This is a genomic window from Nonomuraea sp. NPDC003754 (genome assembly GCF_053605785.1).
In genome coordinates, this window is record NZ_JBSGJX010000001.1 from 540962 (window position 1) to 553823 (window position 12862).

The window sequence follows — 12862 nt, forward strand, 5'->3', positions numbered from 1 at the left end:
CGGCATCACCCGGCAAGCACGGCGTCACCCGGCAAGCACGGCGTCACCCGGCGAGCACCGCGTCACCCGGCGAGCGTGCGGACCCTGCGGGTGGCGGCCGCCCTGGCGGCCAGTTCCTCGTCCGGCGGATAGCTGACCTCTTCGAGGCACAGACCGTGGGCGGGCGCGACGTGCACCCCCGAGTCCCGTACGGCTCCCGCCAGCACCCGCGACGGCCACTCCACGGGTCGCCTGCCGTCTCCCACCGCCAGCAGGCACCCGACGAGGGCCCTGACCATCGAGTGGCAGAACGCGTCGGCCACGACGGTCGCCTCGAGCACGCCGGACTCCGTGCGCACCCACTCGAGCCGCTGCAGTTCCCTGATCGTGGTGGCGCCTTCCCGCTTCTTGCAGAAGGCGGCGAAGTCGTGCTCGCCGAGCAGTTGCGCGGCCCCGGCCTTCATCGCGTCGAGGTCGAGCGGACGCGCGTGCCAGACGATCTCGCTGCGGCGCAGCGGGTCGCCGCCGCCGGGCGCGTCGTGCACGCGGTAGACGTAACGCCGGGAGAGCGCGGAGAAACGCGCGTCGAAGCCCTCAGGAGCCACGCTGACGCGATGAACCCGCACATCCGGCGGCAGGACCCCGGCAAGCCGCCGCAGGAGCGTGGAGAGCCGCTCATCGACGCTCTCCTCGACGGCGGGCTCGCCCTTGCGGCGGTTGCGCTCCAGTTCCCTGAGCGCCGCCACGGGCAGGTCGACGTGGGCGACCTGGCCGCGCGCGTGGACGCCGGCGTCCGTACGGCCGGCCACGGTGAGCGCGACCTCGCCCAGTCTGAGGATCTTGCAGAGCGCGTCCTCGAGCTCGCCCTGCACCGTGCGCCGTCCCGGCTGGCGGGCCCAGCCGGAGAAGCCGGTGCCGTCGTAGCCGAGGTCGAGGCGGAGCCGAACCACGATCATCCTCCTGCGTGAAACGGGGAAGGCCCGGCACCCAGAAGGGTGCCGGGCCCGTGAGCCTGAAAGATCAGGCCTCGTCCTTCTTCGCCTCGTCGGCCGGAGCCTCGGCGCTCTCCTCGGCCTTGGCCTCGGTGCTCTCCTCGGCGGCCTCCGCGACGGCCTCGGTGGTCTCCTCCACGGCCTCGGCGGCCGGGGCGGCGGCGGCCGGAGCCGTGCGGCGGGTGGCGACCTGGTTCAGCGCCTCGCCCACCAGCTCGATGACCGCCATGGGCGCGTTGTCGCCCTTACGGTTGCCGATCTTGGTGATGCGGGTGTAGCCACCGGGACGCTCGGCGAAAGTCGTCGCGATCTCGGTGAAGAGGTGGTGGACGACGCCCTTGTCCTTGACGACGGTCAGCACCTGGCGACGGTTGTGGATGTCGCCCTTCTTGGCCTTGGTGATGAGGCGCTCCGCCAGCGGGCGGACGCGCTTGGCCTTGGCCACGGTGGTGGTGATGCGGCCGTGGCGGAACAGGTCCGTGGCGAGGTTCGCCAGGATCAGCCGCTCGTGAGCCGGGCTGCCGCCAAGACGTGCACCCTTGGTGGGCTTGGGCATTGCGTTCTCCTTGAGAGTGAACCCGCCCCGGCCGTGTCAGGTACCGGAGTCGAGCCGCCAGGCCTCCCGCAGGAGGCCCGCGATATCCAGCTGCGCCGGCCCGGAAGGTTCCGGGCCGCATGGTCCCCGGCCGTGGCGACGTCTGGTCGTCCAGACTCCCGCCCCATCCGGAGCTCCCGCTTCCAGGGGCCCGGATCGCCGGGGCCGCGAGGACGGCGCCCCCGCGGTTCGGGCGAGGGACCTGGTCCCTCGCCCTCGGCCTGCTAGTACTGCTCGGTCTCGACGTACGCGCTGTCGTCGTCGTCGTAGCCGCCGCCGGCCACCGCGCTCGGGTCGAACCCGGGCGGGGAGTCCTTGAGCGCCAGCGACATCTCGTGCAGCTTCTGCTTGACCTCTTCGATCGACTTGGCGCCGAAGTTCCTGATGTCGAGCAGGTCCTGCTCGCTGCGTGCCACGAGCTCACCCACGGTGTGGATGCCCTCGCGCTTGAGGCAGTTGTAGGAGCGGACCGTGAGGTTGAGCTCCTCGATCGGCAGCGCCAGGTCGGCGGCGAGCGCCGCGTCCGTCGGCGACGGGCCGATGTCGATGCCCTCGGCCTCGACGTTGAGCTCGCGGGCCAGGCCGAACAGCTCGACGAGGGTCTTGCCGGCGGAGGCCACCGCGTCGCGGGGCTTCATCGCGGCCTTGGTCTCGACGTCGAGGATCAGCCGGTCGAAGTCGGTGCGCTGCTCGACACGGGTGGCCTCGACCTTGTAGGTGACCTTGAGCACCGGGGAGTAGATGGAGTCGATCGGGATGCGACCGATCTCCTGGCCCGGCTGCTTGTTCTGCGCGGCGGAGACGTAGCCGCGACCGCGCTCGACGGTCAGCTCCATCTCCAGCTTCGCCTTGCCGTTCAGCGTGGCGATGCGCAGGTCGGGGTTGTGCACCTCGACACCGGCCGGCGGCGCGATGTCGGCGGCGGTGACCTCGCCGGGGCCCTGCTTGCGCAGGTACATCACGACGGGCTCGTCGTGCTCCGAGGAGACGACCAGTTCCTTGAGGTTGAGGATGATGTCGGTGACGTCTTCCTTCACACCGGGAACGGTCGAGAACTCGTGCAGGACGCCCTCGATGCGGATGCTCGTCACGGCCGCGCCCGGGATGGACGACAGCAGCGTGCGGCGCAGCGAGTTGCCGATGGTGTAGCCGAAGCCCGGCTCCAGCGGCTCGATGACGAACTTGGACCGGGTCTCGTCGATCGACTCTTCGAGAAGAGTCGGACGCTGAGCGATCAGCATGTTTCGGGATCTCCCCTTGTCGTGTGGCGCCCGCTATATGACACCACTCCGATGAACAGCCTAAATGGGGTACGGCATGCCGTACCCCATGTGACCCTCGCGGACAGGGAATCCCATCCACGAGGGAAGACGCCCGCCGAAGCGAGCAGTGGCGGCGCGCCCGCGAGGGGCACGCCGCCCGTACGGCCTACTTGGAGTAGAGCTCGACGATCAGCTGCTCCTGGACCTGGGTGTCGATCTGCTGGCGAACCGGCAGCTGGTGAACCAGGACGCGGAGCTTCTCCGGCACGACGCCGAGCCACGCCGGGACCGTCCTGTCGCCCGCGGTCGCCTTGGCGACCTCGTACGGCATCAGGTTGACGGCCTTCTCGCGGACCTCGACGATGTCGTGCTCGCGGACGCGGTACGACGGGATGTCGACCTTCTTGCCGTTCACCAGGATGTGGCCGTGACGGACCTGCTGGCGAGCGGCGTCGCGCGACTGGGCGAAACCGGCGCGGTAGACCACGTTGTCGAGACGGCTCTCCAGGATCTGGAGAAGGTTCTCGCCGGTCTTGCCGCCCTTCTTGTTGGCTTCCTCGTAGTAGTTGCGGAACTGCTTCTCGAGGACGCCGTAGATGCGGCGGGTCTTCTGCTTCTCACGAAGCTGGAGCTGGTACTCAGACTCCTTGGGACGGCCGCGACCGTGCTCACCCGGCGGGTAAGGACGGATCTCGATGGGGCACTTCGCGGACTCGCACTTGCTGCCCTTGAGGAAGAGCTTGGTCTTCTCGCGACGGCAGAGCTTGCAGTCCGCACCCGTGTAACGAGCCATTTCTCTCTATCTCCTGGGTGTCAGACGCGGCGGCGCTTCGGCGGACGGCAGCCGTTGTGCGGAACCGGGGTCACGTCCTGGATCGAGCCGACCTCGAGGCCGGTCGCCTGCAGCGAACGGATCGCGGTCTCACGGCCGGAGCCGGGGCCCTTGACGAAGACGTCGACCTTGCGCATGCCGTGCTCCATGGCGCGGCGAGCGGCGTTCTCCGCGGCCATCTGAGCGGCGAACGGGGTGGACTTACGGGAGCCCTTGAAACCCACGTGGCCGGCGCTGGCCCAGGAGATCACGTTCCCGTTCGGGTCGGTGATCGAAACGATCGTGTTGTTGAACGTGCTCTTGATGTGCGCGTGGCCGTGAGCGACGTTCTTCTTTTCCTTGCGGCGCACCTTCTTCGGCGCACCCTGGCGGCTCTTAGGAGGCATTCCTTGCCTTCACTCCTGAGGTCTTCGGTCCGACAGCTGCGCGGACTACTTCTTACCGGGCTTCTTCTTACCGGCGACGGTCTTCTTCTTGCCCTTACGGGTGCGCGCGTTGGTCTGGGTGCGCTGGCCGTGGACGGGCAGACCCTTGCGGTGACGGATGCCCTGGTAGCAGCCGATTTCGATCTTGCGGCGGATGTCGGCCTGGACCTCGCGGCGCAGGTCACCCTCGATCTTGAAGTTCGCCTCGATGTAGTCACGCATCGGGACGAGCTCAGCGTCGGTGAGCTGGTGCACACGCAGGTCGCCGCTGACGCCGGTGGCCTGGAGGATCTCCAGGGCGCGGGTGCGGCCGATTCCGTAGATGTAGGTGAGAGCGATCTCCAGCCGCTTCTCGCGGGGGAGGTCGACGCCAACCAGGCGAGCCATGGTCGGGCATTCTCCTTCACTGTGGCGGAGGTCTTGCGCCCCACTCCCCTCCCCATGCCCGGGGTGAGGGCCCCGGCCTCCGACCGGGGGTGTCCCACTCGCGTGGGTGTGAAACGCGCTTACTGACTCAGGCTTCTCATGCGTCGAGCCCGCACCCGATCAAGGGGCGGACTCGGAGAAGCCTTCGCGACTAGCCCTGGCGCTGCTTGTGGCGCAGGTTGTCGCAGATCACCATGACGCGACCGTGCCGGCGGATCACCTTGCACTTGTCGCAGATCTTCTTGACGCTCGGCTTAACCTTCATAGTCCTTCGTGATCCTCAGACGTTTTACTTGTATCGGTAGACGATCCGCCCACGACTCAGGTCGTAAGGGCTCAGTTCTACGACTACCCGGTCGTCGGGCAGGATCCGGATGTAGTGCATCCGCATCCGTCCGCTGATGTGGGCCAGGACCTTATGGCCGTTGTCGAGTTGCACCCTGAACATCGCGTTCGGGAGCGACTCAACCACAGTGCCCTCGATCTCGATGGCGCCGTCTTTCTTGGCCATGTCCCTCGCGTTTCACTGATCGGTCGTCTGAGGTATCGGTCACTAAGCAGCCGCGACCACCTGTATCGGATGAGAGCGGCGGTCTGCGAGACCGCCAACACAGGATGGCCATAGTGAGCCGACTAAGGAGTGTACGACACCTAGCGGGAAAATGCGAAACGCCCGTGCCAGGTGTCCTGACACAACCATGCCCAAGGTTACCCCAGATCCACGGTGGATCCGCCGCCACGCGAGCCGAGGCGCAGGTCCCCCGCAGACGTGCCCGCCCGGCCCCAGCAGCCGCCGACACGCGAAACCGGGCGGGCACGTGCTCATGGAGCGTCGTCATGTCGAGGACGCTTCTCCAGGTGACGACGGTCGAAGGTGTCCACCGCGAGCAGCACGGCCGGTCACCACCGGGAGGGCGGAGCCCGCCGTCGGCGGGCCGCCCCCGCCCGTGTGCGGATCGCGGTGGGATGCCACCGGCCGGGTCGCAGGCATTGACCGTGACCGGTGATCTCACCGCGCCGGGCGGCGACAGATCCATCGTCAAAGAGCATCTACCCGGCGTGATCACCGCCAAATACGACCAGCGGTAAAGACTGGGTCTTGCCTGCCGTACCAGGACAGAGGAACGGACAGAGGAAACGGCGAAGGCCCGCCGGTGACGGTGTCACCGGCGGGCCTCCTCACGTCCAGAGCCCCCAGAGATGCGCGTCGTGCGCGCGGTGTTTCTCAGTAGATGCGGTGCTTGCTGCCGCAGTTGTCGAACTTGGAGGCGCCGTAGCACGTGTAGGTGTAGACCTTCTTGATCCCCTGGTCGCTCCAGGCGCTGGAGTGCTTGCCGTCCCAGCCCTGGGCGAACTTGTGCCAGCTGCCGCCCTTGTAGTACTCGAACCACACGTAGCCGTGTTTGCCGCCGGACTTCTCCTGGCCGTACCACTTGGTGTAGACCTTGCCGTGCGACGAGAAGGACGTGCCGTAGGTGTAGGCGCTGCCGTCGCTGGAGAAGTACTTCCCCCAACCGCCGGTGGCGCCGGCCTGTGTGGTCGCCGCCTGGGCGGCGGGGGCGACGGCCAGACCCGTCAGGGCGGAGCCGGTAATGGCCGCTGCAATGAGAATCTTTCGCATGTTCTTCCTCCTGTGAGCGATGTGACACTCACGTTAGGAAGCAGCCGCCGGGCCTTCCGCGCACAAATCCACACAGTGCACTAGTGCACAGATCGGGTCATTTCCGGTGATTGCCGAAAATGCTGCTTACCAGGAGCAACGCGCCCCAGGGACCGGCCACCCACATCGGCCAGAAGTAGCCGCCGAAGTCGGTCAGCAGCCAGATCACCGACGTGACCGCCACCGCCGACGCCCAGGCGGCCCAGGCGCCCTTCATGCCGGAGTGCATCCCCGACTGCGCGGGAGTGGCGGGAAGACGGGCGGCCTGCGCCCGCAGGTCGACCTCCGGCAGATCGGCGGTGACCCGCGCGAGCTCGCCGTAGGTCTTGCTCTGGTAGACCTGCTCCAGCCGCTCGTTGAACTCCTCGACCGTGATCCGGCCCTGCGCGGTGTGTTCGCGGAGGATGGCCGCCACCCGATCGCGGTCGACGTCCGATGCACGCATTTCGGGGCTCTGCGCCATCCCCACCACTTCCCGCCTCAGCTCAGCAGTTGTGAAAGGCGCTCCTTGCCCCCATCGAGAGCGGTAAGCACCCAAGGTCCATTATGTGTCACAGCGACGCTGTGTTCGAAGTGTGCGGACGCCTTACCGTCGATCGTGACGACGGTCCAGTCGTCGTCCAGCACGCGGGTGCGGGCCGTACCCAGGTTCACCATGGGCTCGATCGCCAGGCACATCCCGGCCTCGAGGGCCGGGCCGCGGCCCGGGCGTCCGTGGTTGGCCACCCAGGGGTCCATGTGCATCTCGGTGCCGATGCCGTGGCCGCCGTACTCCTGCGGGATGCCGTACCTGCCCTGCGACCTGACGTACTTCTCCACCTCGTACCCGATGTCCGACAGGTGGCGGCCGACGCCGAGCGCGGCGATGCCGCGCCACATGGCCTCCTCCGTCACCCGCATCAGCTCCGTGAGCGCCGGCGAGACCTCCCCCACCGGTACGGTCACCGCCGAGTCGCCGTGCCACCCGTCGAGGATGGCGCCACAGTCGATGGAGATGATGTCGCCCTCGCGCAGCTTGCGCTCGTTGGACGGGATGCCGTGCACCACCTCGTGGTTGACGGACGCGCAGATCGTCGCGGGAAAGCCCTGGTAACCCTTGAACGACGGGATCGCGCCCTCGCCCCTGATCGCCTTCTCGGCGATCGCGTCCAGGTCGAGCGGCGTCATGCCCGGCTCGACCGACCGCCTCAGCAGATCCAGCGTCCGCCCGACCACCAGACCGGCCGCCCGCATCTTCTCCAGCTGCTCCGGCGACTTGATCTGGATTCCATGTCTGTTCTTTCTGAACAAGTTCGACACCCCCCAGGGTGGTTCAACGGGCGAACACTGAAGCCCAATTCCCCCACAGCGGGGCTGATCACGCAATACTCGCGAGAACCGCGTCCCTCTCGTTCGGGCAGCTCACGCAGGTCGCCTCACATGAATAACGCCGACCCTGATCGGCAGGGTCGGCGTTATCGGGGCGGTCGTCCTAACCGGCGTAGGGCCGGATCGCCTTCATCGCCCGCTGGGTGACCTCTTCGACAGGTCCCGTCGCGTCGACGCCGACCAGGATGTCCTCTTCGGCGTAGAAGCGGATCAGCGGGGAGGTCTGCTGCTGGTAGACCTCCAGGCGGTGCCGGACGGTCTCCTCCTTGTCGTCGTCACGCTGGAACAGCGTGCCGCCGCAGACGTCGCAGATGTCGTCCCTCTTGTCGTCGAACTCGACGTGCCAGATGCGACCGCACTGGCTGCAGGTGCGCCGGCCCGCCAGACGGCGGACGACCTCCTCGTCGTCGACCACGAGCTCCAGGACCAGGTCGAGCTTCTGCCCCCAGTCCTTCAGCATGTCGCGGAGGATCTCCGCCTGAGGGACGTTGCGAGGGAAGCCGTCGAGCAGGAAGCCGTCCTGGGCGTCCTCCTCCGACAGGCGGTCGCGGACCATGGCGATGGTGACCTCGTCGGGCACGAGGTCGCCGCGGTCCATGTAGGTCTTGGCGAGCTTGCCGAGCTCCGTGCCGCCCGAGACGTTGGCACGGAAGATGTCACCTGTCGAGATCTTCGGGATGGACAGGTTCGATGCGATGAACTGGGCCTGTGTCCCCTTACCCGCTCCGGGGGGCCCGACCAGAACGAGACGCACTACCGCAGGAAACCTTCGTAGTTGCGCTGCTGCAGCTGGCTCTCGATCTGCTTCACCGTGTCAAGGCCGACACCAACCATGATCAGGATGCTCGTCCCTCCGAACGGGAAGTTCTGGCTGGCTCCCGAGATCGCCAGTGCGATGATCGGCACCATCGCGATGAGGCCGAGGTAGAGCGCACCGGGTGCGGTGAGACGAGTCAGAACGAAGTTCAGGTACTCGGCCGTAGGCCGACCCGGACGGATGCCCGGGATGAACCCACCGTACTTCTTCATGTTGTCGGCGACTTCAGCGGGGTTGAACGTAATCGACACGTAGAAGTACGTGAAGAAAACGATCAGCACGAAGAAGGTGACCATGTAGATCGGTGTGTCGCCGGTGACCATGTTGCGCTGGATCCACTCGACCACGGGGTTCGGGTTCTCGCTGGTGCGCGCGAAGAGGTTCACCAACAGGTTCGGCAGGTACAGCAGCGAGGAGGCGAAGATGACCGGGATGATGCCGGCCTGGTTCACCTTCAGCGGGATGTAGGTCGAGGTGCCGCCGTACATCCGGCGGCCGACCATGCGCTTGGCGTACTGCACGGGGATCCGGCGCTGGGCCTGCTCCACGAAGACGACCGCGGCGATCATGAAGATGCCGACCACCATCACCACGGCGAAGGTGAACGGGTTGGCGCGGAAGATGTTCAGGAGCTCGGCCGGGAAGACCGCGACGACCTGCGTGAAGATGAGGATCGACATGCCGTTGCCGACGCCGCGGTCGGTGATGAGCTCACCGAGCCACATGATGACCGAGGTGCCGGCCGTCATGACGATGACCATCGTCACGATGTGGAAGACGTTGTCGGGCTCCAGCAGGATCGGCAGGTTGCAGTCGAACAGCTGCCCGGAGCGCGCCAGCGCGATGAAGGCGGTCGACTGCAGGACGCCGAGGCCGATGGTGAGATAACGGGTGTACTGTGTGATCTTCGTCTGACCGGCCTGGCCCTCCTTCTTGAGGGCTTCCAGGCGCGGGATGACCACGACCAGCAGCTGCAGGATGATGCTCGCGGTGATGTACGGCATGATGCCGAGCGCGAACACCGACAGCTTCAGCAAGGCGCCGCCGCTGAACAGCTGCACCATGCCGTAGATGTTGCCGGACTCGCCGGCTTGAGCCTGCGCGAGACAGGTGCGAATGTTCTCGGTGTGAACACCCGGTGTCGGAAGAACCGAGCCGAGGCGGAACAGCGCGATGATGCCCAGAGTGAAGAGCAACTTCTTGCGCAGGTCCGGCGTCCGGAACGCCCGGGTAAACGCGGTCAGCACGGTCCCTCCAGCACGCCGTGATGGCGGTATGGGTCTGCGATGGTGCGGGGATCAGCCATCTGAGTCTCAAGGTCAGGCGTCGAGCAGGACAGAACCCTGCCGTCTCGCGAACTCTAACGCACTACAGGCACGGGAGCCCATTGTCAGGACCCCCGTGCCTCGTAATGGCACTTACAGCTCGGTAACGGACCCACCGGCAGCGGCGATCTTCTCCTTGGCGGAACCCGAGAAGGCGTGCGCCTGCACGTTCACCGCGACGGAGATCTCACCGGTGCCGAGGACCTTGACCGGCTGGTTCTTGCGGACAGCGCCCTTGGCGACCAGCGAGTCGACGGTGACCTCGCCACCCTCGGGGAACAGCTCACCGATCTTGTCCAGGTTGACGACCTGGTAGGTCGTCTTGAACAGGGCGTTGGAGAAGCCCTTGAACTTCGGCAGACGACGCTGCAGCGGGATCTGGCCACCCTCGAAACCGAGGGGAACCGTGGTCCGCGCCGTCGTGCCCTTGGTACCACGACCGGCCGTCTTACCCTTGGACGCCTCGCCGCGACCCTTACGGATCTTGGCCTTGTTGGCGCCCTTGGCGGGACGCAGGTCGTGGATCTTCAGCGGAGCCTTGTCAGTCATGACTAGTCGACCTCTTCCACCTCGACGAGGTGCGTCACCACGGCGACCATCCCACGGATCTCGGGGCGGTCCTCCTTGACGACGACATCGCCGATTCGCTTCAGGCCAAGCGAACGCAGCGAGTCACGCTGGTTCTGCTTGCCACCGATCTTCGAGCGAACCTGAGTGATCTTCAGGCGTGCCATGACTAGCTCACCGCCTTCGCCGCCGCGGCAGCCTCGGCCAGGCCCTCGGCCCGAGCCTTCAGCATCGCCGTGGGAGCGACGTCCTCGATCGCCAGGCCACGACGGGCGGCGATCGCCTCGGGCGTGGACAGGCCCTTCAGCGCAGCCACGGTGGCGTGCACGATGTTGATCGGGTTGTCCGAGCCGAGCGACTTGGACAGGACGTCGTGGATGCCGGCGCACTCGAGAACGGCGCGCACCGGGCCACCGGCGATGACACCGGTACCGGCGGAAGCCGGACGCAGGAAGACGACACCGGCCGCCTCCTCACCCTGCACGGTGTGCGGGATGGTGCCCTGGATGCGGGGAACGCGGAAGAAGTGCTTCTTCGCCTCCTCGACACCCTTGGCGATGGCCGCGGGGACTTCCTTGGCCTTGCCGTAACCGACGCCGACCAGGCCGTTGCCGTCACCGACGACAACCAGGGCGGTGAAGCTGAAGCGACGACCACCCTTCACGACCTTGGCCACTCGGTTGATCTTTACGACGCGCTCGATGTACGAGACGCCCTTGTCGGCGGCGCCGCCGCGGCGATCGTCACGACGGTCCCGCCGCTCGCCACCGGTGCCGCCACCGCGACGCGGAGCTGCAGCCATCAGTGGTTCCTCTTCTCAGTAGCCATTAGTTCAGATCCTCGCGCCCTCATCAGAACTCGAGCCCGCCTTCGCGAGCGCTGTCCGCGAGAGCCGCGATGCGACCCGCGTAGCGGTTGCCACCGCGGTCGAAGACGACCTTGGTGATCCCGGCTTCCTTGGCCCGCTGAGCGAGGAGCTCGCCGACCTTCTTGGCCTTCTCGGTCTTGTCAGCCTCGAGCGTGCGCAGGCTGGCGTCCATGGTGGAGGCGCTGACCAGCGTGTGGCCGAGGTTGTCGTCCACGATCTGCACGAACATGTGACGGGTCGAGCGGTTGACGACCAGGCGGGGACGCTCGGCCGTACCGACGACCTTCTTGCGGACGCGGCCGTGACGGCGGGCCCGCGAGACGGTGCGAGCAGCCGTGTGCTTGCTGTACGCAGTCTTGGGAGCCATGCCTACTTACCAGCCTTTCCGACCTTGCGGCGGATCACTTCGCCCTGGTAACGCACACCCTTGCCCTTGTAGGGGTCGGGCTTGCGCAGCTTGCGGATGTTGGCGGCGACCTCGCCGACCTTCTGCTTGTCGATGCCGTCCACGTGGAACAGGGTCGGCTTCTCGACGCGGAAGGAGATGCCCTCGGGGGCGTCCACGATCACCGGGTGGCTGAAGCCCAGAGCGAACTCGAGCTGCGTCGGGCCCTTGGCCGCGACGCGGTAACCGACACCGACGATCTCCAGGGTCTTGGAGTAACCCTGGGTGACACCGGCCACCATGTTGGCGATCAGCGTCCGAGACAGGCCGTGCAGAGCGCGGACCTTGTTCTCGTCGTTGGGCCGGGAGACGGCGATGGCGCCGTCCTCGTCGCGAGCCACCGTGATGGGCTCAGCGACCGTGTGCGAAAGCGTGCCCTTCGGGCCCTTGACCTGGACATCCTGGCCGTCGATCGTGATGTCGACGCCGCTCGGTACAGGGATGGGCAGCCGTCCGATTCGCGACATGCTGTAGTCCTCCCCTCGTTACCAAACGTAGGCGAGGACTTCCCCGCCCACACCACGCTTGCCGGCCTGCTTGTCGGTCATGAGGCCACCGGACGTCGAGATGATCGCGACACCCAGTCCGCCCAGGACTCGAGGCAGGTTGTCCTTCTTCGCGTAAACACGCAGCCCGGGCTTGGAAACCCGGCGCAGCCCCGCGAGCGAACGCTCACGGCTCGGCCCGAACTTGAGCTCCACCACGAGGTTCTTTCCGACCTTGGCGTCCTCGACGGTCCAAGACTGGATGTAACCCTCCTGCTGGAGGATCTCGGCGATGTGCGCCTTGATCTTCGAATACGGCATCGTCACGGAGTCGTGATATGCCGAGTTCGCGTTGCGCAGACGTGTCAACATGTCTGCGATCGGGTCGGTCATCGTCATGGCCAACGGCCTTCCTCGCCGCGGTTTCCAGTCGGTGAAGCAGAGCTCTACCGGTGGACCTTCGGCGCGGTCATGGGCGCTTGGAACAGCGCCCGGTTGATATTTCTCGTACGGCTCGGCGGGGACGAACCCCGAAGCCCCTGACAGGGCGTGCGAAACGCCCTACAGAAGGATGCCATCCTCCACCCGGTGCTCCCTCCAGGAGAGGGAGCACCCTAGCGGAAAGATGTCACCAGCTGGACTTGGTGATGCCCGGCAGCTCGCCCCGGTGCGCCATCTCGCGGAAGCACACGCGGCACAGGCCGAACTTCTTGTAGACGGCGCGCGGACGGCCGCAACGCGAGCAACGCGTGTAGGCGCGAACCTCGAACTTCTGCTTCCGCCCCGCCTTGGCGATCAGCGACTTCTTCGCCATGA

General features: G+C 66.6%; 20 protein-coding genes. All 20 read right to left on the reverse strand.

What is annotated here, in order from left to right; translation table 11 throughout:
- Nucleotides 1-62: 62 nt before the first annotated feature.
- Nucleotides 63-935 (reverse strand): tRNA pseudouridine(38-40) synthase TruA, encoded by an 873-nt coding sequence (gene truA / locus ACWEVS_RS02420; RefSeq protein ID WP_452549567.1) that lies wholly within the window; start codon nucleotides 933-935, stop codon nucleotides 63-65.
- Nucleotides 936-999: 64 nt separating this feature from the next.
- On the reverse strand, nucleotides 1000-1527 hold the full coding sequence (rplQ, locus tag ACWEVS_RS02425) for a 50S ribosomal protein L17 (protein ID WP_449919778.1): 528 nt from the start codon (nucleotides 1525-1527) through the stop codon (nucleotides 1000-1002).
- A 263-nt stretch (nucleotides 1528-1790) separates the two neighbouring features.
- Entirely contained in the window at nucleotides 1791-2807 is a 1017-nt protein-coding gene (locus ACWEVS_RS02430; RefSeq protein ID WP_354906459.1) for a DNA-directed RNA polymerase subunit alpha, read from the reverse strand.
- A 187-nt stretch (nucleotides 2808-2994) separates the two neighbouring features.
- The gene (gene rpsD, locus ACWEVS_RS02435) at nucleotides 2995-3621 is read right to left on the reverse strand and encodes a 30S ribosomal protein S4 (protein WP_354906460.1); all 627 of its coding nucleotides are present in this window, start codon (nucleotides 3619-3621) and stop codon (nucleotides 2995-2997) included.
- A gap of 20 nt (nucleotides 3622-3641) precedes the next feature.
- Nucleotides 3642-4046: a 30S ribosomal protein S11 gene (gene rpsK, locus ACWEVS_RS02440; protein WP_020542285.1), complete on the reverse strand. Its 405-nt coding sequence runs from the start codon at nucleotides 4044-4046 to the stop codon at nucleotides 3642-3644.
- A 45-nt stretch (nucleotides 4047-4091) separates the two neighbouring features.
- Complete coding sequence (gene rpsM / locus ACWEVS_RS02445) at nucleotides 4092-4472, reverse strand: 30S ribosomal protein S13 (RefSeq protein ID WP_354906462.1); 381 nt, start codon at nucleotides 4470-4472, stop codon at nucleotides 4092-4094.
- A 190-nt stretch (nucleotides 4473-4662) separates the two neighbouring features.
- The gene (gene rpmJ / locus ACWEVS_RS02450; protein WP_003956441.1) at nucleotides 4663-4776 is read right to left on the reverse strand and encodes a 50S ribosomal protein L36; all 114 of its coding nucleotides are present in this window, start codon (nucleotides 4774-4776) and stop codon (nucleotides 4663-4665) included.
- 24 nt (nucleotides 4777-4800) lie between these two features.
- Nucleotides 4801-5022, reverse strand: a complete 222-nt coding sequence (infA, locus tag ACWEVS_RS02455) for a translation initiation factor IF-1 (protein WP_012887858.1) — start codon at nucleotides 5020-5022, stop codon at nucleotides 4801-4803.
- A 714-nt stretch (nucleotides 5023-5736) separates the two neighbouring features.
- On the reverse strand, nucleotides 5737-6132 hold the full coding sequence (locus ACWEVS_RS02460) for a hypothetical protein (protein ID WP_452549569.1): 396 nt from the start codon (nucleotides 6130-6132) through the stop codon (nucleotides 5737-5739).
- Nucleotides 6133-6229: 97 nt separating this feature from the next.
- The gene (locus ACWEVS_RS02465) at nucleotides 6230-6616 is read right to left on the reverse strand and encodes a DUF1707 SHOCT-like domain-containing protein (RefSeq protein ID WP_354906466.1); all 387 of its coding nucleotides are present in this window, start codon (nucleotides 6614-6616) and stop codon (nucleotides 6230-6232) included.
- A 35-nt stretch (nucleotides 6617-6651) separates the two neighbouring features.
- Nucleotides 6652-7461, reverse strand: a complete 810-nt coding sequence (gene map, locus ACWEVS_RS02470) for a type I methionyl aminopeptidase (RefSeq protein ID WP_449919772.1) — start codon at nucleotides 7459-7461, stop codon at nucleotides 6652-6654.
- 181 nt (nucleotides 7462-7642) lie between these two features.
- Nucleotides 7643-8293: an adenylate kinase gene (locus ACWEVS_RS02475; protein ID WP_449919770.1), complete on the reverse strand. Its 651-nt coding sequence runs from the start codon at nucleotides 8291-8293 to the stop codon at nucleotides 7643-7645.
- Nucleotides 8293-9603, reverse strand: coding sequence for a preprotein translocase subunit SecY (gene secY, locus ACWEVS_RS02480; protein ID WP_449919766.1), 1311 nt, complete (start codon nucleotides 9601-9603; stop codon nucleotides 8293-8295). Before secY ends, ACWEVS_RS02475 begins: the two co-directional genes overlap by 1 nt.
- A gap of 171 nt (nucleotides 9604-9774) precedes the next feature.
- On the reverse strand, nucleotides 9775-10230 hold the full coding sequence (rplO, locus tag ACWEVS_RS02485; protein WP_354906472.1) for a 50S ribosomal protein L15: 456 nt from the start codon (nucleotides 10228-10230) through the stop codon (nucleotides 9775-9777).
- Between the two features lie 2 nt (nucleotides 10231-10232).
- Nucleotides 10233-10415 carry a 50S ribosomal protein L30 gene (gene rpmD, locus ACWEVS_RS02490; protein WP_020542293.1) on the reverse strand — a complete coding sequence of 61 codons (183 nt, stop codon included), beginning with the start codon at nucleotides 10413-10415 and terminating at the stop codon, nucleotides 10233-10235.
- A 2-nt stretch (nucleotides 10416-10417) separates the two neighbouring features.
- The gene (rpsE, locus tag ACWEVS_RS02495; protein ID WP_354906473.1) at nucleotides 10418-11050 is read right to left on the reverse strand and encodes a 30S ribosomal protein S5; all 633 of its coding nucleotides are present in this window, start codon (nucleotides 11048-11050) and stop codon (nucleotides 10418-10420) included.
- A 49-nt stretch (nucleotides 11051-11099) separates the two neighbouring features.
- Entirely contained in the window at nucleotides 11100-11483 is a 384-nt protein-coding gene (gene rplR / locus ACWEVS_RS02500; RefSeq protein ID WP_354906475.1) for a 50S ribosomal protein L18, read from the reverse strand.
- Between the two features lie 2 nt (nucleotides 11484-11485).
- A complete protein-coding gene (gene rplF / locus ACWEVS_RS02505; RefSeq protein WP_354906477.1) occupies nucleotides 11486-12028 on the reverse strand; it encodes a 50S ribosomal protein L6 in 543 nt (180 codons plus the stop codon).
- 18 nt (nucleotides 12029-12046) lie between these two features.
- Nucleotides 12047-12445: a 30S ribosomal protein S8 gene (gene rpsH / locus ACWEVS_RS02510; protein ID WP_157252527.1), complete on the reverse strand. Its 399-nt coding sequence runs from the start codon at nucleotides 12443-12445 to the stop codon at nucleotides 12047-12049.
- Between the two features lie 229 nt (nucleotides 12446-12674).
- A complete protein-coding gene (locus ACWEVS_RS02515; protein WP_192779603.1) occupies nucleotides 12675-12860 on the reverse strand; it encodes a type Z 30S ribosomal protein S14 in 186 nt (61 codons plus the stop codon).
- Nucleotides 12861-12862: the final 2 nt, after the last annotated feature.

Bases quoted from the DNA above. Each gene is read 5' to 3' on its own strand.
- rpsK (WP_020542285.1), bottom strand. From the start codon at position 4,046: ATGCCTCCTAAGAGCCGCCAGGGTGCGCCGAAGAAGGTGCGCCGCAAG.
- rpsM (WP_354906462.1), bottom strand. From the start codon at position 4,472: ATGGCTCGCCTGGTTGGCGTCGACCTCCCCCGCGAGAAGCGGCTGGAG.
- ACWEVS_RS02430 (WP_354906459.1), bottom strand. From the start codon at position 2,807: ATGCTGATCGCTCAGCGTCCGACTCTTCTCGAAGAGTCGATCGACGAG.
- rpmD (WP_020542293.1), bottom strand. From the start codon at position 10,415: ATGGCACGCCTGAAGATCACTCAGGTTCGCTCGAAGATCGGTGGCAAG.
- rpsE (WP_354906473.1), bottom strand. From the start codon at position 11,050: ATGGCTGCAGCTCCGCGTCGCGGTGGCGGCACCGGTGGCGAGCGGCGG.
- ACWEVS_RS02460 (WP_452549569.1), bottom strand. From the start codon at position 6,132: ATGCGAAAGATTCTCATTGCAGCGGCCATTACCGGCTCCGCCCTGACG.
- ACWEVS_RS02465 (WP_354906466.1), bottom strand. From the start codon at position 6,616: ATGCGTGCATCGGACGTCGACCGCGATCGGGTGGCGGCCATCCTCCGC.
- rplF (WP_354906477.1), bottom strand. From the start codon at position 12,028: ATGTCGCGAATCGGACGGCTGCCCATCCCTGTACCGAGCGGCGTCGAC.
- ACWEVS_RS02515 (WP_192779603.1), bottom strand. From the start codon at position 12,860: ATGGCGAAGAAGTCGCTGATCGCCAAGGCGGGGCGGAAGCAGAAGTTC.
- infA (WP_012887858.1), bottom strand. From the start codon at position 5,022: ATGGCCAAGAAAGACGGCGCCATCGAGATCGAGGGCACTGTGGTTGAG.
- rpmJ (WP_003956441.1), bottom strand. From the start codon at position 4,776: ATGAAGGTTAAGCCGAGCGTCAAGAAGATCTGCGACAAGTGCAAGGTG.
- rplO (WP_354906472.1), bottom strand. From the start codon at position 10,230: ATGACTGACAAGGCTCCGCTGAAGATCCACGACCTGCGTCCCGCCAAG.
- rpsD (WP_354906460.1), bottom strand. From the start codon at position 3,621: ATGGCTCGTTACACGGGTGCGGACTGCAAGCTCTGCCGTCGCGAGAAG.
- rplR (WP_354906475.1), bottom strand. From the start codon at position 11,483: ATGGCTCCCAAGACTGCGTACAGCAAGCACACGGCTGCTCGCACCGTC.
- rpsH (WP_157252527.1), bottom strand. From the start codon at position 12,445: ATGACGATGACCGACCCGATCGCAGACATGTTGACACGTCTGCGCAAC.
- rplQ (WP_449919778.1), bottom strand. From the start codon at position 1,527: ATGCCCAAGCCCACCAAGGGTGCACGTCTTGGCGGCAGCCCGGCTCAC.
- truA (WP_452549567.1), bottom strand. From the start codon at position 935: ATGATCGTGGTTCGGCTCCGCCTCGACCTCGGCTACGACGGCACCGGC.